The 25864-nt window shown below is 52.8% G+C and carries 23 protein-coding genes; 13 read left to right on the top strand and 10 right to left on the bottom strand.

All coding sequences use genetic code 11. The features are described 5' to 3' along the window. The first annotated feature begins 74 nt into the window (after positions 1–74). The 4 genes from ABD735_RS07675 to ABD735_RS07660 are packed head-to-tail and all read left to right on the top strand — an operon-like array spanning position 75 to position 3789. Positions 75–965: a phosphate/phosphite/phosphonate ABC transporter substrate-binding protein gene (locus tag ABD735_RS07675; protein ID WP_344804996.1), complete on the top strand. Its 891-nt coding sequence runs from the start codon at positions 75–77 to the stop codon at positions 963–965. Beyond that, complete coding sequence (locus tag ABD735_RS07670) at positions 965–1798, top strand: phosphonate ABC transporter ATP-binding protein (protein WP_344804994.1); 834 nt, start codon at positions 965–967, stop codon at positions 1796–1798. The genes ABD735_RS07675 and ABD735_RS07670 overlap by 1 nt, the downstream gene beginning before the upstream one ends. Continuing rightward, positions 1785–2603 carry a phosphonate ABC transporter, permease protein PhnE gene (phnE, locus tag ABD735_RS07665; protein WP_344804992.1) on the top strand — a complete coding sequence of 273 codons (819 nt, stop codon included), beginning with the start codon at positions 1785–1787 and terminating at the stop codon, positions 2601–2603. Before ABD735_RS07670 ends, phnE begins: the two co-directional genes overlap by 14 nt. Beyond that, positions 2596–3789: an alpha-D-ribose 1-methylphosphonate 5-triphosphate diphosphatase gene (locus ABD735_RS07660; protein WP_344804990.1), complete on the top strand. Its 1194-nt coding sequence runs from the start codon at positions 2596–2598 to the stop codon at positions 3787–3789. Before phnE ends, ABD735_RS07660 begins: the two co-directional genes overlap by 8 nt. A 3-nt stretch (positions 3790–3792) precedes the next feature. Here the strand turns inward: ABD735_RS07660 and nhaD are convergent, their stop codons facing one another. Next, entirely contained in the window at positions 3793–5169 is a 1377-nt protein-coding gene (nhaD, locus tag ABD735_RS07655) for a sodium:proton antiporter NhaD (protein ID WP_425548582.1), read from the bottom strand. A 121-nt stretch (positions 5170–5290) separates the two neighbouring features. On the opposite strand from nhaD, the gene modA reads away from it, so the two are divergent. The 3 genes from modA to modC are packed head-to-tail and all read left to right on the top strand — an operon-like array spanning position 5291 to position 7869. Then, positions 5291–6079, top strand: coding sequence for a molybdate ABC transporter substrate-binding protein (gene modA / locus ABD735_RS07650; protein WP_344804988.1), 789 nt, complete (start codon positions 5291–5293; stop codon positions 6077–6079). Between the two features lie 2 nt (positions 6080–6081). Further along, positions 6082–6777, top strand: a complete 696-nt coding sequence (gene modB / locus ABD735_RS07645; protein WP_344804986.1) for a molybdate ABC transporter permease subunit — start codon at positions 6082–6084, stop codon at positions 6775–6777. Between the two features lie 3 nt (positions 6778–6780). Then, positions 6781–7869 (top strand): molybdenum ABC transporter ATP-binding protein, encoded by a 1089-nt coding sequence (modC, locus tag ABD735_RS07640; protein ID WP_344804984.1) that lies wholly within the window; start codon positions 6781–6783, stop codon positions 7867–7869. Between the two features lie 33 nt (positions 7870–7902). On the opposite strand, the gene ABD735_RS07635 is transcribed toward modC, so the two are convergent. Beyond that, positions 7903–8799, bottom strand: a complete 897-nt coding sequence (locus ABD735_RS07635) for a universal stress protein (protein ID WP_344804982.1) — start codon at positions 8797–8799, stop codon at positions 7903–7905. 192 nt (positions 8800–8991) lie between these two features. Between ABD735_RS07635 and ABD735_RS07630 the strand changes: the two genes are divergently transcribed. The 6 genes from ABD735_RS07630 (at position 8992) to ABD735_RS07605 (ending at position 16218) form a co-directional block, all read left to right on the top strand. Further along, positions 8992–10344, top strand: coding sequence for a glycerophosphodiester phosphodiesterase family protein (locus tag ABD735_RS07630; protein WP_344804980.1), 1353 nt, complete (start codon positions 8992–8994; stop codon positions 10342–10344). Between the two features lie 164 nt (positions 10345–10508). Then, complete coding sequence (locus tag ABD735_RS07625; protein ID WP_344804978.1) at positions 10509–11891, top strand: alpha/beta hydrolase; 1383 nt, start codon at positions 10509–10511, stop codon at positions 11889–11891. 102 nt (positions 11892–11993) lie between these two features. Beyond that, entirely contained in the window at positions 11994–13262 is a 1269-nt protein-coding gene (locus ABD735_RS07620; RefSeq protein WP_344804976.1) for a cation:proton antiporter, read from the top strand. 131 nt (positions 13263–13393) lie between these two features. Next, entirely contained in the window at positions 13394–13780 is a 387-nt protein-coding gene (locus ABD735_RS07615) for a diacylglycerol kinase (RefSeq protein WP_344804975.1), read from the top strand. A 295-nt stretch (positions 13781–14075) separates the two neighbouring features. Then, positions 14076–15041, top strand: a complete 966-nt coding sequence (locus ABD735_RS07610; RefSeq protein WP_344804974.1) for a glycosyltransferase family 2 protein — start codon at positions 14076–14078, stop codon at positions 15039–15041. A gap of 61 nt (positions 15042–15102) precedes the next feature. Then, positions 15103–16218 carry a glycosyltransferase family 4 protein gene (locus ABD735_RS07605; protein WP_344804972.1) on the top strand — a complete coding sequence of 372 codons (1116 nt, stop codon included), beginning with the start codon at positions 15103–15105 and terminating at the stop codon, positions 16216–16218. Between the two features lie 71 nt (positions 16219–16289). Here the strand turns inward: ABD735_RS07605 and ABD735_RS07600 are convergent, their stop codons facing one another. From ABD735_RS07600 to ABD735_RS07570, 8 genes are all read right to left on the bottom strand, one after another. Beyond that, positions 16290–16907 carry a PI-PLC domain-containing protein gene (locus tag ABD735_RS07600; protein WP_344804970.1) on the bottom strand — a complete coding sequence of 206 codons (618 nt, stop codon included), beginning with the start codon at positions 16905–16907 and terminating at the stop codon, positions 16290–16292. A 4-nt stretch (positions 16908–16911) separates the two neighbouring features. Further along, complete coding sequence (locus tag ABD735_RS07595) at positions 16912–17640, bottom strand: glycosyltransferase family 2 protein (protein ID WP_344804968.1); 729 nt, start codon at positions 17638–17640, stop codon at positions 16912–16914. Next, a complete protein-coding gene (locus ABD735_RS20140; RefSeq protein ID WP_425548592.1) occupies positions 17622–17927 on the bottom strand; it encodes a GtrA family protein in 306 nt (101 codons plus the stop codon). Before ABD735_RS20140 ends, ABD735_RS07595 begins: the two co-directional genes overlap by 19 nt. A gap of 61 nt (positions 17928–17988) precedes the next feature. Next, positions 17989–19626: an NTP transferase domain-containing protein gene (locus ABD735_RS07590; protein ID WP_344804966.1), complete on the bottom strand. Its 1638-nt coding sequence runs from the start codon at positions 19624–19626 to the stop codon at positions 17989–17991. Positions 19627–19877: 251 nt separating this feature from the next. Next, positions 19878–20930, bottom strand: coding sequence for a class II aldolase/adducin family protein (locus tag ABD735_RS07585; protein WP_344804964.1), 1053 nt, complete (start codon positions 20928–20930; stop codon positions 19878–19880). Then, positions 20930–21607: an HAD family hydrolase gene (locus tag ABD735_RS07580; RefSeq protein ID WP_344804962.1), complete on the bottom strand. Its 678-nt coding sequence runs from the start codon at positions 21605–21607 to the stop codon at positions 20930–20932. Before ABD735_RS07580 ends, ABD735_RS07585 begins: the two co-directional genes overlap by 1 nt. Positions 21608–21610: 3 nt before the next feature. Next, a complete protein-coding gene (locus ABD735_RS07575; protein ID WP_344804960.1) occupies positions 21611–23638 on the bottom strand; it encodes an MptA/MptB family glycosyltransferase in 2028 nt (675 codons plus the stop codon). A gap of 67 nt (positions 23639–23705) precedes the next feature. Continuing rightward, entirely contained in the window at positions 23706–25481 is a 1776-nt protein-coding gene (locus ABD735_RS07570) for a hypothetical protein (protein ID WP_344804958.1), read from the bottom strand. Positions 25482–25864: the final 383 nt, after the last annotated feature.

Genomic DNA, 25864 nt, shown 5'->3' with positions numbered 1-25864 from the left:
AACCCCACCGTCACATAGCTGCCTTACAGTGAGCCGGCTCTTCTCACACACACCAAGAACAGGCAGCTCTCATCATGACACTCCACAAGCAGTTTGGAACAATCTGCGCGTTCGTCGCGCTCTGTTTCATGAGTACCTTCACGATGGCCAAGACCATACAGATCGCCGTGACCGATCTCGTTGGCCTGGAAGAACTTCAACGCGAATTTGGTAAATTCGTCGAGGTGCTTGGCGACCGGTCAGGCTATGACATCGAATTCCTCCCGGTCACCAATCGTACTGCGGCTGTCGAAGCCCTGCGCTTCAAGAAAGTCGACTTCGTGCTGACCGGCCCGGCCGAATATGTCGTCATGCAGAAGCGGACCGATGCGAAACTGGTGGTAGGCTTTTCCAGACCAGACTATTTCGCAGTCATCATCACCAGGACTGATGGCGATACGCGCTCTGTCATGGATCTCAAGGACAGGAAAGTGGCCTTTGGTAGCGTCGGATCGACTTCCAAGCACCTTGGGCCAGTTCAGGCCATTGCCGACAACGGTCTTGATCCTGCCAAGGATGTCGAGATCATCCACACCAACATGAACGTGGCCTGGGAAGCGCTCAAGAAAGGCGATGTCGCGGCGGTCGGCATGAACCACATCAACTTCCTCTCCTTCAGAGACGATGAGCTTGAAAAAGGTGGGCTGCAGCCCGGTGCTTTTCGTGTCATTGCCAGAGGTCCTGATCTACCCAATGATGTCCTGATGGCCGGCTCGCACGTCGAGCAGTCCGTGATCGACAAGATCCGCTCGGTCTTTATCGACCATTCGGAGGAACTCGTGAAGGCCATGCTGGCCGGTGAAGACAATCAGAAATACAAGGGCATGCAGTTTCTCACCGCCGTAAAAGACAGCGATTACAACTATGTTCGCGCCATGTACAAGACCGCTGGTTACCCTGAGTATTCAGAGTTCATAGGCGAATAATGTTACCGCTTACCCGGACGCTGCCTGCAGACGCGTTCTGCAGCAGTTCGAGACAGTCGCGCACCAGCGCGGCTGTCAAGGTCGAGGCGCTGTGCAAGCGCTACGATACTAATACTCCCAATATCTTCAGCGATGTCTCATTCAGCATCGGCACTGGTGAGTCCGTCGCGATCATCGGTCCAAATGGCGCTGGCAAGAGCACATTGCTGAAATGCTGCGTACGGCTGCTGGACCCTGATTCCGGCAGTGTTTTCTTCAACGACCAATGCCTGACCACGATGACCGCCCGGGACCTGCGCCGCTTTCGCAGCCGGATTGGTTTCGTGTTCCAGAAACACCAGCTCATCTCCGGCCTGTCGGCCTTATCGAATGTGCTGCATGGCAGCCTGGCAGGCCGTCCGGGCCCGCGCGGCTGGACCAGGCACCTCGCAGGCCGACAGACCTGCGAACAGGCCATGCACTGCCTCGAACTGGTCGGGCTCAGTGAAGTAGCCCAGCGACCTGTCGGCCGGCTGTCTGGTGGCCAGTCCCAGCGCGTGGCCATCGCCCGGGCGCTGATGCAGTCCCCTGCGCTGCTGATTGCTGATGAACCGACCGCGAGCCTTGATCCGCAGGCTTCCGAGGCCCTCATGGGCCTGCTCAGGGACTTGAGCACCAAGTCCGGCATCACGCTGTTGTTCGTCTCTCATGAGCTGCGTCATGCGACTGACTACGCCGACCGTGTGCTCGGCCTCAGTGGTGGCACCCTGCAGCTCGACCGGGCTTCGTCCTCGCTGTGTCTGAACGAGCTTCAGGATTTCTTCACGCTGGAGAAATATCGTGTCGCGAGCTGATCCGCTGGCTGTTGATAACCGCTACGGAAGCTCGGGCATCATCTCGGCTGTGGCTTTTCTGCTGGCATTGGGCTTCTTCTCCTGGTCGCTGATTCGGGCTGGCTTCTCGTTTACTGAACTCTGGGAAGGCCTGCCAAATATGGCGGTGATCGCGGGCGAAATGGTGCCGCCGGCCACCGACCGCATGCTCCCAATGCTCGACTCCATTCTGGTGACCTTCCAGATGGCTTTTGTCGGTACGGTGATAGGCGTCCTCATCAGCTTCCCGCTAGCACTGCTGGCTGCCCATAACACCTCCCCTCACCCCCTCATTGCCAGTTCGGTAAAAGGGATGATCAGTTTTTTCCGTACTGTGCCGGATCTCGCCTGGGCGCTGTTCTTCGTCGCTTCGGTCGGCCTTGGACCTTTTGCCGGAACACTGACGTTAATGATCGACACCATAGGCTTCTGCGGACGTTTTTTCGCTGAGGCCATCGAAGAAACAGATCCTGGGCCAAGTGATGCCCTCGCCGCTATTGGTGTCCATCCCATCGACAGAATCGTGGTGGCCACGCTACCAGACGCCCTACCTGGCATGACGGCCTCGGGGCTGTTTGCGCTGGAAAAAGCGGTGCGGTCATCCGTGGTGCTCGGTCTCGTCGGGGCGGGTGGCATCGGTGCTGAACTCGCCGTGTCGATGGAGATGTTCCGCTATGACCAGGCGGCCACCATTATTCTCATGATCTTCGTGCTCGTCATCGCTGTCGAAAAACTCAGCAACGCGGCGCGCAACGGCTTACGAATGTTAAGGAAACAGAATGTCTGATACCTCGATGACCACGAGCCACGAACACTCTTCCAGCGAATGCGCAGGCACGCTCAGGCATTGCCTGGTGTTGGCACCAGACGGCTGGCGCCTGTGCCGACAGCTGGACTACGCCGACGGGCGGATCACCAAACTTGATCTTGAGCCTGGGCCGATGCAACTGTCCGATTCGCCTGAGGGGCTGGAATACCTGATGCCGGGTATCGTCGATATCCACGGCGACGCCTTCGAGCGACACATCACCCCTCGGGCGGGCACACAGTTTCCGCTTGAACTGGCGCTGGGCGCCAATGATCACGGCCTTATCGGCGCTGGTATCACGAGCTTTTTCTACAGCATTACTGATGGCTTCGAGCCTGGACCACGTTCACGTGACACGGTTCGGACGCTCATCGAAGCCGTCGAATCATTGCGACCGCGCATGCGCTGCCACGGCTATATTCATATTCGCCACGAACTGGTCAACACAGCCCTGCATGAAGAATTGATGGGCTGGCTCATCGAGGGTCGTATCGATCTGCTCTCACTGAACGACCACCTGCCACCGGCAGACAACGAGGCCAAGATTCAGCGCTATCTGCAGGGACTGGCGCGCAGGGTCAGCATGAGCGACAGCGAAAGCCGTGACTTCATAGCAGCGCTTCAGGCAGAGCGTGAGACAGGCCTGGCACAAGTCAGCGAGCTGAGCGCCTGTGCGGTCGAGCACGGCATTCGTCTGGCTAGCCATGATGACCGTGATGACCGGGACCTCGAACAAGCCCTGGCGCGTGGCGTCAGTATTGCTGAATTTCCGATGTCGCTCACGCTGGCCAGTCGCCTGCGCAGCGAAGGCATCAAGGTATTGTTGGGTGCCCCGAACCTGGTGAGAGGAGGCTCACATGTCGGCGGTCTGGATGTCGAGGAAGCACTGCGCCATGGCCAGATCGATGCCCTGTGCAGCGACTATCACTATGCCAGCCTTTTCCATGCACCGTTCCTGATAGCTCGCATGGGGCTTCTGCCGCTGGATAAAGCCTGGAAACTGGTGAGCGAGTATCCAGCGGCAGCAGTAGGTCTCGGCAATCGCACCGCCCGCATCGAGGTGGGCTACGATGCGGACTTCCTCATGATGTCGGCACTGGATGGAAATCCACTGTCGCTCAGGCAAGTGGTCGCTGGCGGCAAGCTGGCGCTCGACCGCGAGTAGCCGCTATACCCCGTTGACCCACAAGTGGGTGGCGATTGACGCGACATAGCCGAGTGCAATGGCCCAGGTCCAGCGAAGGTGACTGAGGAAGGTATACTTGCCTTTCGACTGTCCCATCAAGGCCACGCCGGCGGCCGAGCCGATTGATAATAAGCTTCCGCCGACCCCCGCTGTCAGCGTGATCAGGAGCCACTGCGAATCGCCCATTGTCGGGTTCATACTGATAATCGCGAACATCACCGGAATATTGTCGATGACTGCCGAAATGGTACCAGCGACGATATTGGCGGTCGTTGGGCCCCAGTTCTCGTACATCGCCTGTGACATCAGCTCCAGGTACCCCAGATAAGCCAGGCCGCCGACGCAGAAAATGACACCAAAGAAAAAAAGCAGCGTGTCCCATTCTGAGCGTGCAATCGGGCCGAAAATATCGAAGTGCACGTCATCACGACGCTTGGGTCCGGTCGTTCTCAGGTAGTAAGCGAAAATCATGAGTATCGAAAGACCGGTCATCATGCCCATAAATGGTGGCAGGTGAAAAAACTGCTCGAAGCTTACAGCCAAGGCAATAGTGCCTAGAAAGAGGACGCAGATTCGCTTGCCACCCCGTTTCATGGGTACTTCAGCGGCATGTCCCTCTGGGGTGCCATGCGGGAGGAAGAAATTCATGATGATCGCGGGCACCAGGAAGTTGACCGCCGAGGGTAGAAACAGTGCGAAGAATTCCACGAACTCGAGTTTGTCCGCCTGCCACACCATCAAGGTGGTGATGTCACCAAAGGGGCTGAATGCGCCGCCCGCATTCGCCGCGATGACCACGTTGACCATGGCAATCGCCACGAAACGCGGCTGCTTGTTACCCACGGCCATGATGACGGCCCCCATGAGAAGCGCCGTGGTGAGGTTGTCGGCAAAGGGTGAAATGCAAAAGGCGAGCCCACCAGTGACCCAGAATAGCTGCCGATAAGACAAACCCTTCCTGGTGAGGTAGGCACGAAGAAAATCAAAGACGTCGCGTTCTTCCATGGCGTTGATATAGGTCATGGCCACCAGCAGGAAGAGAAACAGCGCGGCATACTCCGACAGGTTATGGAATACCATGAGCCGCATCTGATCACTGCTGACGCCATAGTCCTGGGCAACACTGGCTACGAGCACCCAGATGAGGCCAGCGGCCAGAATGACCGGCTTGGACTTGCGCATGTGCATGAACTCTTCAGCCATGACGAAGAGATAGGCAATCACGAAGATCACCAGGCAGAGAATGGCCTTGAACTCGGTGGTGGCATACAGGCTCGGCGGGGCGCCTTCCGCCATGGCCAGCGCTGGCCAGCTCAGCAGCAGCAAACCGAACAGCACGAGACTACGCAAGATGAACATCAGAACTCCTTTTCAGGCTGAATGAAATGAGTTATTTCCGGCAAGCCAGCGGCCTTCACGGGCTTGCCAGCTTTCGTCTTATGACGGAGTATGAGGCGCTACCACAGGTCAGGTGCCCGTATTGAAACTGCTGAAAACCCTCTGCGCAAGCGCGGCCGTCGTCGGACTGCTCATACTGCCCCAAACTATAGCAGCCGAAACCGTTTCCCTCGCGGTGGCTTCCAATTTTGCCGGACCTATGGCGCACATCATCGAGGCTTTCGAAGCTGACAGCGGCCATGAGGTGCAGCTCTCGCTCGGTTCGTCCGGCAAGCTGTATGCTCAAATCAGTCATGGGGCGCCATTCGAAGTACTGTTGTCGGCTGATCAGCGTGTGCCGAAACAGCTCGAACAGGGAGGCCTCGGCGTGCCCGGCACCCGCTTCACCTATGCTGTCGGGCAGCTGGTGTTGTGGTCTCCGACTGACAGCGTCGTCGATGATGCCGGCGACATCCTGAAGAGCAGGGGCTTCGAGAAACTGGCCATCGCCAACCCTCGCCTCGCCCCCTACGGCGCGGCCGCCGTCGAAGTGTTGCAGGCGCTTGGCCGCTTCGATGCGCTAAAGCCCAGGCTGATCATGGGCGAAAACATCGCGCAGACCTATCACTTCGTCAGTACAGCCAATGCTGAGCTCGGCTTCGTCGCTGCCGCTCAGGTGATGCGAAACGGCCAACTGAGTGGCGGCTCCGCCTGGCTGGTGCCTCAACATCTGTACACGCCGATTCGACAGGACGCCCTCCTGCTCAGGAACGGCGCTGATAATCCTGCTGCCAGAGCCCTGCTCGATTTCATCAGGACACCGGCCGCTCTAAAGATTATCAGGTCTTATGGCTACGTACAGCAGACAGCCCTTCACAAGGCCACACACTGAGCATGCCCCTGACCAGCGATGATCTTCAGACCCTCTGGCTCACACTCAAGCTGGCGACCGTCGTCACCGTACTCTTGCTGTTGCTCGGCACACCCATCGCCTGGTGGCTGGCCAGAAGTCGATCGTGGCTGCGCGGTCCAGTCGCGGCCATAGTCGCCCTGCCGCTGGTACTACCCCCGACGGTACTCGGGTTCTATCTACTGCTGGCCATGGCGCCCAGCGGCCCCCTGGGACAGGTCACGGGCGCCCTTGGCCTGGGCACCCTGGCCTTCACCTTCGAAGGACTGGTCATCGCCTCCCTGCTCTATTCAATGCCCTTCGTGGTGCAGCCAATCCAGAACGCCATTGAAGCGATTGGCGACCGACCGCTCGAAGCCGCTGCGACACTGCGGGCAGGCCCGGTCGACCGATTCATGACTGTCGTGCTGCCATTGGCCGCCCCAGGCTTTGTCACGGCGGCCGTACTCGGCTTCGCCCATACCATAGGCGAGTTTGGTGTGGTGCTGATGATCGGTGGCAATATTCCTGGTGAGACCAGGGTAATGTCAGTACAGATCTATGATCACGTCGAAGCCATGGACTATGCACGGGCACACTGGCTGGCTGGCGGCATGATGCTGTTTTCCTTCGTGGTGTTGCTGCTGGTCTATGGCACGCGTGCTGGTCGCCAGGCTGGCGCCATGCGGTACGGGCGTTAGGGTATGGCCGAGGACTCAATCAAATTCAGCTTCAGCCTGGCCCTGCCCGGCACCAGCTTCTCACTCGATGTAGAGGCAGCTTTGCCTGGCAGGGGCATCAGTGCCATCTTCGGAGCTTCTGGATCTGGCAAGACGACACTCTTGCGTTGCATAGCCGGCCTTCAGCGCGTGAGCAATGGTCGAGTGAGTGTGAACGACCAGGTCTGGCAGAACGGCGAACGATACTGGCCGACCCATCGCCGTCCACTGGGCTATGTATTTCAGGAGGCCAGCCTGTTTACCCACCTCAGTGTCGAAGGTAACCTCGCCTACGCGATCAAGCGCGCGGATTCTGGCGTGAGCGGTATCGATCTGGCCGAAGCCGTCAGCCTGCTTGGCCTCTCGCCCCTGCTGAAGCAGCGACCAGCGCAACTATCTGGTGGCGAGCGACAGCGAGTGGCGATCGCGCGGGCCTTGTTGATCCGGCCAAGGCTGCTGTTGATGGATGAGCCGCTCGCCTCTCTGGATGAGGCGAGAAAGCAGGAGATCCTGCCCTACCTGGAGCGGCTGCGGCACGAGCTGGCCGTTCCCATGCTCTATGTCAGTCACTCGCGTGATGAAGTGGCGCGACTGGCTGATCATCTGCTGATGCTTGACGCTGGTCGTGTGGTCGCCAATGGCCCTCTCGTCGAATCATTCAGCCGTATCGATCTGCCACTGACGCCAGGTGACCAACGGGGGGTGGTACTGGAAGGTCGGGTGGCCGAACGTGACAGCGAATGGCATCTGACACGAGTCATTTTCGACGGCGGCATGCTGTGGATCAGGGATAGTGGCGATGAGCTTGGGGCGATGGTGAGACTGCATGTGCATGCCGGGGACGTCAGCATCGCCCTGACGCCGCAGCGTGACAGCAGCATTCTGAATAGCCTGCAGGCTCGGGTGAGCGCCATTACTCCCGATTCCAGTCAGGCAGCGCTCTGCCTGGTTAAACTGGAGCTGGGCGCTTCGCATCTCCTTGCCAGAATTACCCGCCGATCGGCGCAGCAACTGGGCCTGGAAAAGAGCCAACTGGTTTGGGCGCAAATCAAATCGGTCGCGATCGTTCGCTAGTGGAACGGGTTTTGGCGCACTCAGGACCGCAGATCAGCGCAAGAGCAGAAGCGGTCGTTGCGTACGCTCGAGCATATTGGAGGTAAAGCTGCCGAGCAGGAATTTGCGCAGGCGACCATGGCTGAACGCGCCCATGACCGTGAGGTCGATATCCTCTTTCGCCTGATAGGTCGACAGCGCATCTTCGATCGGGCCGGTCAGTTGTGCACGAGTCACCTCGATGCCGGCTTCGCTGAGTTCGCGCGCTGCTGATTCGAGCAACTCATCTGTTCCTGAGCCGCTGTCGACCACATGCACCAGATGGCACGGAATCTGTTTGAACAGAGGGCTGCCCGCGACCATGTGCAGGCCCTTTATGGCAGCCTCGCTGCCGTCATAGGCGAGCATGATCTTCTTCGGCACACTGAAGCCACGGTTGACGACCAGGATGGGCTTATGCAGCGCACGCACCAGTGACTCCAGCTGTGTGCCCGTACCCGAAGCATTCCGTCGGATGGGGCCTGCGCTACCTGGCCCTGGGGGCGACTCATGATCCTCACCGCGAATGCCGATGACCAGCACACGGATTTCAGCCTCGAGATCCACCAGCGACTCCGCCAGACTGCCGTGCCGTTGCAGAATATCCACATGCTCTACCCCAGCCTCGCTCGCCCGGGCTTTCGCCGCATCGAGCATCAGCTGGCCTTTCTGGATCAGCAAGCGGCTGCGGTTTTCTTCAACCTCTGTCAGTTCTGCCAGCAGATCTTCAGAGGCTCCAAGCCCCAGCGCGCCGGTGATATCCGCTACCGCAGGAATGGTGCGATGCTCGACACTGTGCAGCAGCTTGAGCGGTGCATTGACCGTGCGTGCTATCCACGCAGCATAGTCGCAGACTGCTTCGCTCAGGGTGGCGCCATCGATACAGGCCACGATCTTTTCCTGTTCAAGCATCCTGATCTCCCCTTTGTGGTCGATAATGCCCATGTTACGCCTGCGCTGCCTGCAAAGGCCAGATGATGACGACTATGATAAAATTGACCCGTTTCTGCAGCTAAACTGAAACATGACTCAGCTAGCGTAGACCTGCCGTGGCAGCGTATGGGCAGTAGCCGCCGCCTAATAACTATATCGCAGGACCTTCATATGATAACTCGTCAAAATTTTGCGGTTCTTGGCATCGTGGCCATTGGGCTGCTGGCCGGGAATAATACTCACGCGGCATCGGACGCCGATCTCGAACCCGATGCGCGCGGCAGTGAGGAAATCAAAGACAAGCTCAGAGAGAAGCTTGGCTCACTGCTTGAAAAGTATCGCGACAACAGAGGCAGGAACAGAAACGAGGCGCATCTGGGGCCCCGACCGTTCTACCTCGTTGAAGACATGGATGAGAGCCGGCTGAAACAGCGCCTGCAACAGTGTTCCGATGGCCCATTCTACAGCACTGATTTCTCTATCGGTCACCGCGGCGCGCCCTTGCAATTCCCCGAGCACACCAAGGAGTCATATGAAGCCGCCGCCGTCATGGGCGCTGGCATCGTCGAGTGTGATGTCACCTTCACCAAGGATCGTGAGCTCGTCTGTCGTCACTCTCAGTGTGACCTCCACACCACAACGGACATCCTGGCCAAGCCAGAACTGGCGGCCAAGTGCAGCACGCCCTTTTCGCCTGCTGACCCGGTCGCTGGCACACCCGCCACTGCAAAGTGCTGCACCAGCGACATCACGCTCGCCGAGTTTCGAACGCTGAAAGGCAAGATGGATGGGGCCAATCGTCAGGCCACTACGGTCGAAGGCTACATGGCCGGCACGCCGGATTATCAGACCGATCTCTACGACCAGAACGGCACCCTGTTGACGCATCGCGAAAGCATCGAGCTGATGAAGTCGCTCAAGGTCAAGTTCACGCCTGAGCTCAAGGCACCGGAAGTGGAGATGCCGTACGAAGGTGACTATACCCAGGCCGACTACGCCAGCCAGATGATCGAAGACTACAAGGCTGCTGGTATCGACCCGAACAAGGTATGGCCACAGTCATTCGATCTGGATGATGTGCTGTTCTGGGTCGAGAACTATCCCGCCTTCGGCCAGCAGGGCGTTTATCTGGACGGTCGATATTCAGATCCCGCCTTCAATCCCATGGATGCGAGCACCTGGTCACCGACGATGTCTGAACTCAGAGCCTCTGGTGTGCGCATCGTGGCACCGCCCACGCCGATTCTGGTCACGCTGGATGCCGAGGGTCACATCGTGCCGTCTGAATATGCGCGTCAGGCCCGTGCAGCCGGTCTGGACATCATTACCTGGTCACTGGAGCGCTCGGGCCCATTGGCGAATGGCGGTGGCTTCTACTTTGCCAGCATCGCTGAGGCCATCAACAACGATGGTGATGTTATGGATCTCATCCATGTACTCGCCAAGGATGTCGGCGTCATCGGTATCTTCAGCGACTGGCCGGCCACTGTGACTTACTATGCGAACTGCATGAACCTCAAGTAAGCCCAGCCTTGTCATAGCACCGCTGCAGTGCGGGTGTAGGGAGAAGCATGCCTTACGGCCGCGCTGCAGAGGTGATGAGCGAAATCTGCTAGCCGATTCTCTGTCAATCACTTACTATCAATGCAGCTGTAGAGAAGTCCCTTTTGCCTTGGAGGGAGTGTCCTATGCCTGCCCCTGCTTTGTCCGTTCGTTCTGCCTGTCGTACTGCAATGAGTGGCTTGCTGCTCAGCTCGTTCAGCTTCAGTCTGCTTGTCCAGGCCTCTCCCCTGATGCCCCAGCAGGCACTCGAGATTGGTCCGATTGGCGTTGCCAATCACCTGCCCGTTCAGACCCCTTTCGACGTTAATTACGCCATTCTTACCCCGACGATGTCAGATCAGCTGTTCTACATCGATAACAAGCTGCGTGGAAGGCGGACGACGTCGAGCCCGCAATCCGGCCCCCTGAAAATCACCTATCCTGGCGGTCTTGCCGACGGCGAACAACGCTTGCTGCGCTTCTGCGTCGATGAGAATACAGCGTCTGCAGCCTGTGGCTTTGCAGAGGTGACAGGCGGCCAGCCGCCAGCGGGCGTCGATGTGCCCGAGCCCTTTGCGGCCGGCGACCTGGATGATCATTACCAGGCCATCGCAGACTGCAGTCCGGTCTGCGGGGTCTACTCGAATATCTACTATGGTGACCCCGATGTCAGTTGGGTGCCAGAACGTGGTGATGGCGAGGCGGATGGGCTGAGGATGGATCTTTATTATTCCAATGCTGATGGTCGGGTCGATCCCGCGGCAGCCGCCAGCACGCTCGTTATTTACGCGCATTCAGCCGGATCGAACAAGGAGTCTCTCCGGACGCGCAGTCAGTCGCTGCTCAAAAATCTTCTGGGCGTGGCCGAGTCTGGCTCAGGCGTCGTGGTAGCAGCGCTTGATTTCAGGCACCCATTGAAACAGCTCAAAAGCGATCGAACACCCACCTCGGTGGCTGACCTCAGTTACGCCGTGCAGTTTGCTCGCCATCATGCTGGCCTACTCAACATCGATCCTGACGACATCTTCATAGTGGCCACTTCCCTCGGTGCCGGCGTTGCGGTCCATGCCGCCGTCCGCGAAATCGCCAGCCCGTCGGATATGTCTCCCGTGAGACGACATTCATCCAGCATTCGGGGGGTCATCACCCGCGATGCGCAAACCTCTTTTTCGCCGGACTGGTTTGCCAGCAACTTCCTGGAGCCGGCGGTTGCCGATCGTTATCAGCGCAGCCTGCTCAATGACGAGCAGCGTCTTATCTACGGACACGCGCCGACCGGTGTCAACAGCAGTTCGCCCTTTATGGAGTTGCTGTATGTCGGGCGCTTCATCGACCACAGGGTCACGCTGTCGGAGTATCTCAGCCGAGCAGTTGACCTGGTGCATCTGCCAAATTACGGACTGGCCATGGAAGCGCAGTACCGTCTGTATGGCATCGGAGAGCGCATTCGTGTGGAAGAGGGATATCGTGGTAATTTTGGCCGGGACGCCGCGCAGTTCGTTTCACGCCACCGGCTGAACTGGCAGTGATCTGAAGGCGCTCATATGAACTGTAATATAGGCGTGATAGCGCCGCTGCGATTGCGCGTATAAGGGGAACGCCTGAACTAAAGCCAACCGCAGCGGTGACCGATGACGATTGAACTGCACGATGTATTCTATATTGTCACCGGTCTGGTGTTCGCCGGCTTTACCTTCGTGCCGCTGTACGGTAAGTCGATGTTCGTGACTGCCCCGATACTGTTCCTGATTGCGGGTGCCCTGCTCGCGCTGTCGCCGGTAGCTCTACCCGTTATCGATCCGCTCGAATCCGTGCTCTACCGCGACACTATCGAGTATCTGACTGAACTCATCGTGATTATCGCCCTCGCCGGCGCCGGTCTTGCCGTTGATCGCGAGGCCGGCAAGCGCGAATGGCAGCATACCTGGGTCCTGCTCGTTCTGGTCATGCCGCTGAGTATCATCGTGATCGCTTATCTGGGGCAGTCCATGGTCGGCCTGTCGATTGCCGGCTCCGTACTGCTCGCAGCCGCGCTGGCCCCGACTGATCCGGTGCTCGCGCGCGCGGTGCAGGTCTCAGGTCCGTTGAAAGGCGAAGAAGACGACGTGCGGCTGTCATTGACTACCGAGGCCGGGCTCAATGATGGCCTCGCCTTCCCCTTCGTCCACCTTGCCGTGGTGCTGGCCGGGATGTCGCTCGCCAGCTACGCCGATATCAAGACTGAGGAACTCTGGACCTGGGTCTGGCTCGACCTGCTTTACCGCGTGCTCATGGGTATCGCTGCCGGCTGGGCGCTCGGGCACCTCGTGTCCAGGTTCGTGTTCAGCCGATTTGGCGATGCCGCAGCTGGAGGAGAGAACCAGGGCCTCGTGCTGATGGCCTCCACCTTTCTCACCTACGGCCTGACTGAGCTCATCGGCGGCTACGGCTTTCTGGCGGTATTCGTATCCGCGAGGGCCGCGCGCGCCTTTGTTCGAGGCACCAAGCATGAAAGTTATGCGGCCATGCCGCACTGGTTTTCAGACCAGATCGAGAAGGTGTTGCTGGCGCTTTTGCTGCTGTGGCTCGGTTCCGTCGCTGTTTCGGGAATGCTGAATAGTCTGTCGATGGCCGAGCTGGGTGTCGCGCTGCTGCTGATATTTGTGGTCAGGCCGGTGCTCGCCTATATTTGCCTGCTGCCGACTCAGGGGAGCCGCATCGACCGTGGCTTGATTGCGATGATGGGGATACGGGGCTTCGGGACGTTCTTTTACGTGGCCTACGCGCAGAGTCAGAGCGACTTCGACAACATCGAGTCGATCTGGCGGATTTGCATCGTTGCGGTGATTCTATCGATATTCGTGCATGGGATGACGTCCGCTGTTGGGAAGCGTGTGATGGGCAAGGCAAAGCAGGAGTAGCCTGGTTTCGTAGTGCTCAGGCGCTGATTGGTTGCTTCTTCCTGGCCTTCAGGACTTCCGGGAGCTGCTCTGGTCTTCCGATGCTGCTAATATGCGCGGCTTGTCCCGCAGTTCGGTGGTCCGCCTCAACCATGAAGTATGAAGAAGCCAAGAATGCCGCTGCCTTGAAAGGTGGAAAAGGACTCGCACGAATCCTGAACTCCACACGCTACTCAATGATGGGCTTGAAGACTGCCTTCCTGACCGAAGCCGCGTTTCGTCAGTTGGTGTATATCAACCTGGTGCTGCAGCCGATCGCACTGAGTCTGGATGTGTCGAAGGCTGAGCGGGCTATATTGATGCTGGTGCCCCTGTTGTCGCTGGCGATCGAGTTGCTGAATACTGCGATTGAGAATGCGGTGGATCGGACATCGCTCGATATTCATGTGTTGGCGAAAAATGCGAAGGATATGGGGAGTGCGGCGCAGTTTGTGGGGTTGGTGATGATTGGGGTGGCTTGGGGGGTTGTTTTGGTTTGAAACTCATTGTGGCTTTAGTGACCTCCAGCTCTGCGTATCCATATTGAAGTCGCAGACGCTCGCTCCTGCTGACACTGCCTTCAGGATGAGCTCCCCTTGCTATATACTGCCGCAAATCGCCTATAGCTACCGCTTTCACAAAGCCCCAGGAGCTTCTAGGCGGAACAGATCTGCCAGTGTTCAGCTATCGCGCCTCGCCCGCCCACGGGGCACGAATGATAGGATTCGAACCGGTTGATACAGCGCGTAAACCTTCAGCCCTTATGCCCACAGCAGAAACTTTTGGATTAGCTTTATGAGCCATACGGATACCATGAAAATGACCCGTGAGCTGAAGCCTCAGATCGACATTCTGCTTCCTACCTACAACGGCGAGCGCTATCTCGAGTGCTTACTGGAAAGTCTGCTCGCTCAAAGCTTTCGCGACTGGAGGCTTATTATTCGTGACGACTGCTCAACAGATTGCACGCCAGCAATACTGGAATCGTTCGCCGTCACCCATCCCGAGAAAGTTTTCCTCGTTCGAGATGCTGAAGGACGCCTGGGCGTCAAAAAGAGTCTCAATGTGATGGCACAGCATGCTACGGCAAACTACGTAGCTCTGTGCGACCAGGATGATGTCTGGTTGCCTGCAAGGCTTGAGCACTCGCTTCAGGAATTGCGCCTGGAAGAAGATGTGGCAGGAGAGGGAGTGCCAGTACTGGTGCATTCAGACCTGCAAGTGGTTGATCAGAACCTCCTCGAGATCAGCGCATCTTTCTGGTCGTTTCAACGCATCGAACCAGCTGCAATGAAGGCGCTAAATGTAGCGCTTACCCAAAACTTCGTAACGGGATGCACAACTCTCTTCAATTGGCCGCTTTTGAAAAAAGCGTTTCCATGTCCTCAGGATGCTGTTGTGCATGACTGGTGGTTGGCTTTGGTCGCGATCGCACATGGAAGAGTCAAAACTATATCTGCACCGCTTGTTCAATACAGGCAGCATTCTGAAAATCAAATTGGCGCCAAAGAATTTAGTGTTGGACATTGGTTCTCTAAGGCCAAGGATTTTCAGAAGATGAAAGCAGATCTGTTTCGGACCTTTACTCAGGCAGATGCATTGGCGGCAACCCTTAACCCGGCCACCGAAGCATTTCAGTTAGTTGCTTCGTATGCTTCCCTCCGCACTGGGTCCGCAATGAAACGAAAACTGGCATTCTCTTCTGGACGATATCGAAAGCATGGTTTCGCACGGCGGGTGGCTACTATCTTCGTGTGCTGATGCCTCTCAGAATTTGTAAAACATCCTTTTCGCTAACTTTGGCCCTCCGGAACGCTTTTGCATGTTGAGATCTCTGAAATTCAAATTATTCGATCTGCTTACCGGCCTTCTATTGGCCAAGCCGGCAGCTCCTCCCGTCAATTTGAGTGACGGACCTCTAGTAGTGGCTGGTTTTTTCCGCACAGCAAGCGGTATAGGCCGATCGGCCCAGCTGCATGCGGCTGCTTTAGTGAGAGATGGATATAAGCCTATTTGTGTGGACCTTAGCGCAGCGTTCAACCAGATCGACATCGAGTCACCTCACCCATTGCAGCAAATGCCAACCACCAAGACTGGCACCCTGATTGTGCACGTGAATGCCCCAGAAACACGCAGGGCTCTCTGGCACTTAGGGCTATTTATAAACAGAAAATGGAGCGTCGTAGGATTCTGGCATTATGAACTCGCCAGAGCTCCGAGCTCCTGGTTTTATGAGCAGCGTTGGCTATCTGAAGTATGGGTGCCGAGCACCTTCGTTGCTAATGCTCTGGAGCAAGACAGCTCCATTCCAGTCAGAGTAGTCCCGCATAAAGTGGATTACCCTCCCTGCCAATCTGTCACTCTGGATCGACCTCAATTCGACATTCCGCTAGATAGCTATGTCTTCCTCACTACTGCTGACGGAAGATCTTCACTGAGCAGGAAAAATCCTTTTGGTGCAGTCGAGGTTTTTCAACGAGCATTCCCCGACATTGACGACGTAAGTTTGCTCGTGAAGACAAGAAATCTGGAACGAACTGAATTGGAGGAATTCTCACGCCTCTGCGCTCAGGATCCAAGATTGATTCATATCAATGAGTCGCTTACGCCTAAAGATCAGTTCAAACTGCTCAGCAGTTCAGATGTATTCATTTCGCTGCACCGCTCTGAAGGGTATGGGCTTGTTATCGCGGAGGCGCTTGCCTTAGGAAAGCCGGTTGTCGCAACGAAATACAGTGGAGCTGACGATTTTAAGGACCACCCACAGTTTCATGGCGTCAGCTATCGGCTAGTGCCAGTGGCGGGTGATCCGGTTTATTCGACAGCAGCTGAGTCTGACGAGTGGGCAGATCCCGACCTGGAGGAAGCCACCAACTTTCTCAAAACTCTTTACGGAAGTCGACCTACTACATCAAACAAGACAGTTTCACTGGGTTAGGTTTCAGGGCAGAGCGTCAGAGAAAAGCGGGCATCAAGGCTTACAATGCAAAAGCGGCGAAAGATTGGCTGTTAACCGAACGCTGGAAACTCGAAAAACTTTTTCCAGCGCTCGAAGTTATATACTTTCGAGCAGATAGCGTCAGGAACAATTTTTTCCTGCCTCATGTACGCGGCATAGTCTTCCAGTTTTTCATCCTGGCCCTGAAGCTCAGGAGAGACGATACAGATATTGTAGTTCAAGTCTTTAAGCTCCTGATAAATAATGTCCGTAAGCGGAAGTCTGGAAAAACAGTCAACCCACACCCATCTAGCTCGGCCTCGCATTGCCCGTAAAGTGTCCATACCCTCGTATTCGGAGAAGCGGACTGCGAGATTATTTTCCCCTAGATCACTTAGCAACTTTAGCATCGGGAAAGAACTGTCCAGGAAAAAGTACTTTTGAATTTTGTGGCGTTTGATCAACTCAATCGCTCTAAGCTCTATGCGTTCACTCTTGATATTCAGAATCATCGTGCCATGATCATAGGCCCTAGCATACTCGTCAAACGACTCACCGATAGTAAAGGGATCATGCGACAAATGGAGCATCTTTTCGCAATCACGGAGGTCAAGTTCAACTCCGAAATTCTTGCTCACATTAGCTAACTCAGCACGCTGATTAATGCGATGTGCAATAAACTCAACCACTTCATCACCCTCTATGATTTAAATTCTTTCTCATGGCAAGAGAGAAATCTATTGTGCGCCTAATAAACTTCCACTTGGACCTAAGACCAGTGTTCCAGCTAGACTCACCATGAATTCTGCCAGGGAAGAAAACTTCAAACCTCCGTATGGTCAGGCCGCGCCGCACTGCTTCATAATAAACGAACAAATCTAGCGAAAAATCCGAAGGGGGGTCCTGCCAAGTCTCATAGAACGTCCGGTGGAACACATTAGGCTGCGCATTGATGTCCCACAGCCTTGCCCGTAAAAGGATACTTTCAAACCCACTCATGCCTATAGTAAAAAATTCATCAAAAAAGGCTCTTCCTCGCCTTACCCCTTTCACGTAAGTCTTTGAAGTATCAGGCTCAGATTGCATTATTTTCCACGCCTTGATGACGTCAAAAGGGTCTGTCTGCATATCAGCATGTGTCCAAGCTAAGCTCTCACCGTTAGCTGCAGCCAGGCCTTGCAATATTCCGTATCCATAGCCTTGGTTAACCTCGACAGAGACCACGCGAGCGAAGGGATAATTTGGAAGAAGCTCATTCATCACCTCGGCACTTCCATCAGTAGATCCGTTATTAACAAGCAGGACCTCGACGCTGTCGTCAGCAACAACTTTTTCAAACCTTTCTAGGATGAGAGGAATATTCCTGGATTCATTATAGCAAGGGACCACGATAGACAATTTCTTCATTTCTTGAATACCCAATACTTTAGTCCGACGTAGTTTAGGACGGCACTGACGCCAGTCGCGAAAAGGAAAGCCAGAAACTTTATCTCGAAGGCAAGAAATACGAGAGCGTTAATAGCAACGTTGAAAAGGAAGGTTGTAATGTAAAGAAGAGAAAACTTCATGACATTGACATGGGTAAATTTAGTAACCTTGAACGTCCAAATATTGTTTAGGACGTAAGCCACTATACTTCCCAAGCAAAAAGAGATGCCTTTTGCAACATTGTAGTCAATGTAAAGAGACAGCAGAAAGTACCCGAGCAAGTCGGTTGCAACAGAAGCACCTCCGACGATCAGGAAACGAGCGAGTTCCCTATTCTCGGCGCTATCTATTTTCTTGGCGAAACTGGGAGTATTCAAGAATCAGCCCTTTCTTTTTAGCGTAAGGAATTGTGGGGTCGTTAGTTATACTGTATGGATGCGACACCGACTTATGAAAATAGCTTTGCCAATATCTGAAGGTTTCGTAGTCGCTCGGGGTTCCCCAGCAAACAAAATGGCTGACAGGCATTATCTTCACAGTGTAGCGCTCCGTGTCTACATAGTTTATTAGCGTATCAACGTAGAGCTCGCCGTTCACTCGATCGTCAGCAGCAGACATCCTGTCGTACGCTTCACGAAACACGGATACATCTGCAAAATAAAAGGCGCCAACAACACCGTAATCGTCGGACGGAGTATCAGAAATCGCCGCCTTGACGCTGACACCTTTTACTCTATTCTGCTCCGCATCAATCCAGCCATAGTGGGCTGGGTGTTCGTTAGCATGAGGGTGATTTCGAAATGCCCACACCAAAACATCTGTACCCTGTTCCAACTCGGCATCAAATTGACTTTCGTCCCAGATCATACCATTGTCACAGGCGCCTATAAAAATCGATTTTCCATCTTCAGTAGCCTCAACCAAGAGCTTGCATGTGGACGCCTGTCCATCAGTCAAATTCTCTATAAGTAACGGTTTAAGATCAGGAAATTCATTCTGCAAGGTGCCAACCAAGGCAAACTCGTCTTCATGCTTCTGTAGAATCGCTGCAAACTGCTCTCTAGCTCCAGGCGCTGACTGGATCGCGTTAAAGACCATAGGCTTTCCGTTAACCTCAATCAGCGGTTTTGGGAGCTCATAACCCTCATTAACAAAACGACTTCCAAGGCCCGCCATTGGCAGAATGAGGGTATCCACCTTTGGTTCAAGTGGGCGAGCCAAGAACTCCTGATTAGTTCTGAAGTAACTAGACCAACTTAAAAACTCTTCCACGTCTTTCGGGGTGCCCCATTGCAACATATGCTGAATTTCATATATTGAAACTTTAAGCCCTGCTTTAAGCAGGTGATTGAAGACAACCGATACGTAAAACTCACCATTCAGGTCGTCGCCAGAATTTAAGGTCTCGTCAAAAAACCTTTTCATGATGGAGCCAGACTTAAAATAATAGGTACCATTGGACGCGTATTCCTGCATCCTGTTGTTCGTAAAAGGCTTTTTTTCCTGGATTTCCAACATCCATTGATTTTCATCGCGTATGAAAGCATAGTTAGTGCTGCCGAGCATGTGAGGATGAAAGCCCTTGTAGGACGGTACTGCTCCATCAGCATTGCGGTCTCTCGTATGCTTAAGGAAATCCGAGTAATCCCAATATGTACCAAAGTCGCAGTAGTTAACTATTACTTCGCCGTCATCAATATGATCAAATGCTTGCTGAACCGCATAGACAGGACCTAGCTTGTGCTTGGGTATAGTGATGACTTTCCCCTTCGGTGCTATCCGAGCAAGGACTTCTCGCATGTTCGTGTTTGCGATATGCTCTTCATTGCAAATAAATAGAAAATCATCTTCCCCAGGAAAAAGATTTATAACGTGTTCTATTATCGGCATACCATCGATAACAATTAATGGCTTTGGCTGTTGATAACCAGCGTCAACGAAGCGCTGACCCACACCTGACATGGGAACTATTATCTGCATCCTATTTCCTTAGGTTTTATAATTTATAAAAGTAGTCGAGGTGTGAGTTGAGTGGCATTTTCACAGTACAAGCCATCCCGACATCAACATGGATTTTGTTTTCAGTTCAATGTATGAGTGCAGCGAATTAAGTCACCTTGACGGCATTCACAGGATCTCTCATCGGCGGACGAATTGTCGACATTGGTCATAACCGCTAGCATCAGATGGCCGTCCGACTACCTATTCATAAAACATGTGCAGAGTGTGGACTACACACCTTGCCGAAACTTTTCCGCATCCCAGTTTCCGAGATAGGCAATTTCATCGCGATCCAAGCCACTTACCTGGTGCTGGAGCTGAGCGCTGTTGACCATTACGTAAAAGCGCAGCATGTCCTCAGTTTCTTTGAGCTTCTTGTAACTCTTTGCTCGAATAAGCGTAAGACCGTCACTCACGAAAATCGAGGGAAGAGCACCAAAAGTTCTCTGGTATTCTATTAAGCCGTCCACTCCTTGATCCAAGGGAAAAACGGCGTAGCCCATGTAGATAAAAACATCTGGACAGAAATGCACGAGCGGACGAGCAGCATGGGCCAGGATAGCTTCATTCAACTGAGGATCCATCACCGCGCAGGTAGGATCTAAAATGCCGAAGTGTTGGTATAGCAAGCTGAACAGATCTCCTGCCTTTCGAAACTCAGCAAATGACAGGCCTGCTAAAGACGCCAGATCAGAAGAAATACTGTCTGTTAGCGCGACAGCTTCTGAAGCGTTATTTGAAGACACTAACAACCCATGATTTTTTAAAAACACGACCACCGGACCTTCGGTCGTCTCTGTTTTCCTGACAACCTCACCCATCGTCAACAGCAACTCGACGCCCGGTGTTGCATAATCTGCAAAATAGGCTGATGGATATAATTCCTTAAGCCGCTGAAAACCGGATTCGCTACCAACAAAACTATTCACCGCAACTGGGTGAGTATGCAGCGTATATTTTTTGAACACGGCGTGTAGGAACGTCTCTATAGAGGGTCGGCCTTCCCCACGAGAAGCCTCTTCTAGAAGGTCTTTACCTATCGCTTCAAGCTCCTGTTTTGTCTTTCCTCTCCAGTTGCTTGCCAACAGCGCAAACAGTTTCTGACGCAAGACCTCCAGAGACAGCGTCGCGTAGCCTGTATCATGGCTGATATCGCCAATACTCAGCCCCGAAGCCTTAACTACTAGAGTGGCTTCGCTCTTCACCGAGGTATTACCTCCTCCGGCCTGAACCAAATCGAAGCGGCTCCCGAGATACCGAGAGGCCCAGACAAACTGTTCCATTAAAGCACCACCTCGTCTAATGAACGAATTTCTTGACTGTATGCTGGAAGCTTTAGCGCGACAGATGCGCCTCGATTAAGCCAGTAGCTTCTGATGCCAAGAAATGAGGCCCCCAGAATATCCTTTTTGAGACTGTCTCCGATCATTATGACTTCGTCGCGGGCCAAGCCTAACTTCACCAGACCTGTCTGGAACATGAACGGATGCGGCTTCTCTACCCCTGTTTCCTCACTGGAGACTATAAATGAAATATTGGGCTCCAGCCTAAGCCTCAGGATCTTCCTGTACTGGATTTCGGCCGTAAGGTCAGTCAATAAACAAATTGGAATGCCTTGAATACGCTTGAAAAAGCGTTCAGCGTCTTCCGTCAACCGTATATTTTCAAGGAAGGCCGACCAGTATTTATCATTTGCATTTAGAGCACGAGGTATAGCATCAAAGCCCATTTTTTCAAACATCAATTGAAAGTAGAGGATTCTACTATGCCCAGATGCTACTGCTGGCAGGATGGATTTTACACGGCCTTTGGCGAGATCGAATGCAGCATTTATAGAAGAGCGGCTTTCATTAATATCTTTTTCTATGTCATCAAAAACAACATCTAAGGCTTGGCGATGAGTAGGCTCATACTCGTAAAGCGTATCATCGAGATCCAGCAATATTCCTTTGATAGGCATAAGTTATCTTTCGCTCTTCATCTTTTGACTGATACACAATAACATTACAATCTGAATCAGCCCATTATACCCCGACTCAAATTCAGGCTCGTAAACTAGCTCATCGAGGCTCGATACCATTTGAACAGCCAATGACTGGAAATCGACGTGGAGCGGCTCTTCTCTGACGACCAGGATTTGCGACTGCATATCCTCGGAGTAATCCCACTCAACATCTACCTTTAAAGCATCAAACAGATTTTCGATATAAACGCTTGCCTCCAGGTAAATTCTCAAGCCCTGCTCAACAGCTGCGCCTGGCTCTAAACCTTGAATGTCGCGGAGAGGAAAGAAGGAGAAGACGAGGTCCGCATATTGCTTTTGTGGATGAATAAATTTCCGCGCATCGTGCATCCTATGCTCAATCTGTTCTATCACCTTTTCGACAGAGTAGCCTCTCTTTACGGTGTCCCGGCTAACCTTCCAGTGCCTCCGAAGACCCTCGTCAGGCTCAAGATAAATCTTCAAATCAACAATAGCGCGCGAAATTGGGAGATAGAAAGTATGCAACCCAGAAATCAGAATGAAATCTTTAGGCTTATGTAGAAACTGGTTTGTGAAACTACCGTTGCTGTGATCGTAATCAACACGACTGATCGCCTCCCAATTTTTTAGCGCATACAAGTTCTCGGCTTGGCGATGTAAAAAATTGGCTTTTGGATTCAGGTGAGTATAGGTCTGCCAGCTGGAGTGGCCGCGCTCCCACTTATGGTCCCCATCACCTTCGATCTGCAGTATATTTTCCCTCAACAACTTATACATAAGCATTTTGCACGTTGTCTTGCCGGCACTACTATCCCCGCCCACACCGATAAGGAATGGCTTATTCTTCTTGTAGATCGAGTTGGTTCGAATCGATACCCTGTAGACGAAAAACGCACAACATAGAAGCATAGCTTCTAGTCCAGTGAAGAATAGCCCGCCCACCAATTCGCCTTCGCTCAGTGGAAGAGCAAGCTCTTCTCCTAGGAGCTTAACTGGAGCATATTCAAACTCATGGGCCAAAACAAAATATAGAAGATAAACGATATTCAATGCGAGAAGAATGCCTTCTCCTACCTTCTGGTTTGACTTTACTACCAAAAGATATAGCAGCGGCGCAATCCAGACATACCATCCAGGGGACGGCGAGATAAAAAATATCATTGACGTAAATAAGAGAACGGAGAAAGAAAGTAATAGATCCTGATTCACCTTGCGATAGGATAAAAAAACCACATAAGTAATGAGAGCAATGAAAACTGGTAGATATATATTCACTCCTCCAATGGCATAGACGGTATCAAAAAGCGACTTCTGTTTATCATTCATAAAAACTATCAAGCGAAAGCTTTCATCAAAAATATGCGGCATAAGCAAGAGAGCAAAGATAGACAGAGTAACGCCGACGAATTTTGGAATGAAGGCATACAACCTACGCTGGTACATATAAATAGCCAAGAGGGGTAGTAACGCAACGACGTGATGTTTAGTGGCAAGCGCCAAGCCAAAAATAACACCTGCAAAAATGAGATGGTGCCGCACAAAAAAGCAGAGCGAAAGTAAAACGAGTGCGATCGGTATAACGTCTAACTGATGGTGAACGAAGGTTGAGAATAATATGATTGGGGAGCAGAGATAGAAAAATGAAAGTCGCCGAGTATTTACTTGCGCTAGTTTTGTAAGGGCTAGCAGTATCGCCAGATCAGCGATAATGAGCGGCAGCCCCCGAACCAGATTGGACCAAAATACACTTTCAATGCCGAGCAGCTGATTAATACTGTAGAAAGGGGCCAATATATATAGCATCAATGGAGGATACGGGAACTCTGCAGCCAACCATCCGTTATGAACAGCCTCCCATGGACTGGTCTCTTCGTGGATAAACCAATTGACGAAGGGTGTAAAAAGCGCATCCTGATAGCCAGACGAAAAGAAACCAAGAAGCAATAGCTTCACAAGGAGAATAATGAAAAAGACGAGAGGGCCAACAGAAGAAATTACTTCTTTCACAGTGGACGTAAATCCGAGTCTAGGGATCATTAGCAATATTTTCTCGATGTGATCGATTGAGCAAGGATCAAGGCGTTATGGCAATAATTGGACTTGTCCGCGAATCTGGATTGGCTAGATAAAACCAGCTACATCCCTCCTGCACCAAGCTTGGCATGAGAAAGATATCAACGACATCCTCTGGGACGGGCGCAACTATAGTGCTGGAAAATTTTTGCCCTGGGAGGACTTCTTCGAGTATCGCCGAGCGAGCACCATCAGCCACCACCTTGCCATCGGCGTCGACCCAATGGTAGCTGACATGTACGCTTCCAAAATTTTTACTTGAGAGATAGGTGTTCTCGCCCGTGTTGGTGACTTCGAGCTCGACAAGGATCAAATCGTCAACACCAAAGAAACGATCAAGCAGACCAGCCAGTTTAATCCTGACCTGTTTGACACTCACTTCAGAAATGTAGTTTTCAAAACACTCGACGCGTCGGTCTTCTACCACTTGCGAAAGACGGGTGTATTTATCGAGGAACGACGAGAACGGGAGAATCCTCGCATGCATATTATATACTGTGGTTATGCTCAGGGCTAAAAACAACAGAACAAAAATGCCAATCCTGATGCGAAACTTTATGTTGCCGTAAGCCATAAGAAGTGGAACCGCAAAGAAAAGAACGGCAATAGCTTTGAAGTAACCTGTATAATGCATCATTACCGTAGGGCCAAAGCTCGCATATAAAAGCACAAAACAGATGACCGTCATTGCCACACCGCGGATTGCTGGCGGTGACGCTCCTTTCTTGCTCCGAAATACAGAAATGGCCACCCAAAACGCCGTGGCTAGCACAAGCAAAAATAAAAGCAGTGACGCTACTTCAGCGTGAGAATGAAGACCGGCTCCTACTAGTTTATGAGCGCCATCTAGGCCAGACGAAAGGTAATCAAACCATGCTGCCAGGGGAGTGCCTAGAATCCCATGCGCCTGATCTGATGGCGAGATCTCAAAATGTCGCACCACATAAATATGCCAGCTAATTGCCACTAAACCGGGTAGCGCGAGGAAATACCAGCTCCGCCAAGCTGCTAACTGTCCAACAAAATAGTAAAGAGACCTCTTTTCCGCGCTTTGCCTCTCCTTAAATAAGTCCAATAAAAGAAAGAGTAGTATAAATGATGGAAAGAGAACATAAACCTCGCGTGACAGTGCCGAAAATGCAAACGGGATTGCTGAAAGGACGTAGCGTTTTTTGACCAAAGCCGCAAGGGCCAGTATTAGAAAGGCATCAGCAGCAGCATCCGGCAATGCATTAAATAGCGTAATTTGAGTTCCTACGCTTAAAGACCATAGCAGTATAAGCGTTGGATGTACTCCCACGTTAATAAACACGTAGGCTCCAGCCAATGTGGCGGCTATAACCAACAGGAAATAGCTAAGCAAATATATTTTAGGTGAAACCCAGTCCATACCAATCAATTTAGCAAACGCCGCCGCATATAACGACATCCCTATGCGTTGATACCGATATGATGGCGCATCAATATGCTCGGCCGTATCCTTCAACGCAAAGATATCATTCGCCATATAGTAATAGAACTGGCCATCCCAGCCAGTCTGGCCAGGGCCTTTGTAGAGCGATTCCACGCCTCTCTCTTTCAACTCAGCGGGCGTTCCAAACATTTCACCCGCAAGAATGTGATTATCAGCATTGCCGTCTAATGTACGAGCTGAGTAATATCCAAAAGAGCAAAGAGTAAACGCAAAAAATATAAACAATATAAAACTTATGTTGCGTGTTATTCTATGGTTGTACATCTGAAGCTTCCCATCTATCCCATCTATCCCATCTGCCAAGATTATCTCTTGCAATTACAATGCTGATATCAAAATCAGCATCCTGGCACTAATCTAGTTTATTTTCCGCTTGCCGCTAAAAAAATTAAATTGACTTATACCCTTTGCGCTTGAATCTCATCAAACAGAGCAATCTTCCTTTTAAGCCTCGGGTGTCCTGTTCATTTATCCGGGACAGACGCCTCGCCCAAGGAACTTCGCGAGCTATCGATTCCATCCTTGCAGTACCAGCCATGTGAGTACCCTTAGCAGGGCGTTTGACTACTGCTATTTCTCATGTTGAACGACGCTATAACATCCGCAGTAAAGCTAGGTGTGAAGTGCATACGCTAGTTCGGCAGAATGAAGCTTACCGCATGCAGCTGATTTATTAATTGAGAAGC

It is taken from the genome of Allohahella marinimesophila, from assembly GCF_039538005.1.
In the GTDB taxonomy this organism is placed as follows: Bacteria; Pseudomonadota; Gammaproteobacteria; order Pseudomonadales; family Oleiphilaceae; genus Allohahella; species Allohahella marinimesophila.
Note: the sequence above shows the minus strand (reverse complement) of the source record. Positions and strands in the feature narration are given on the sequence as shown.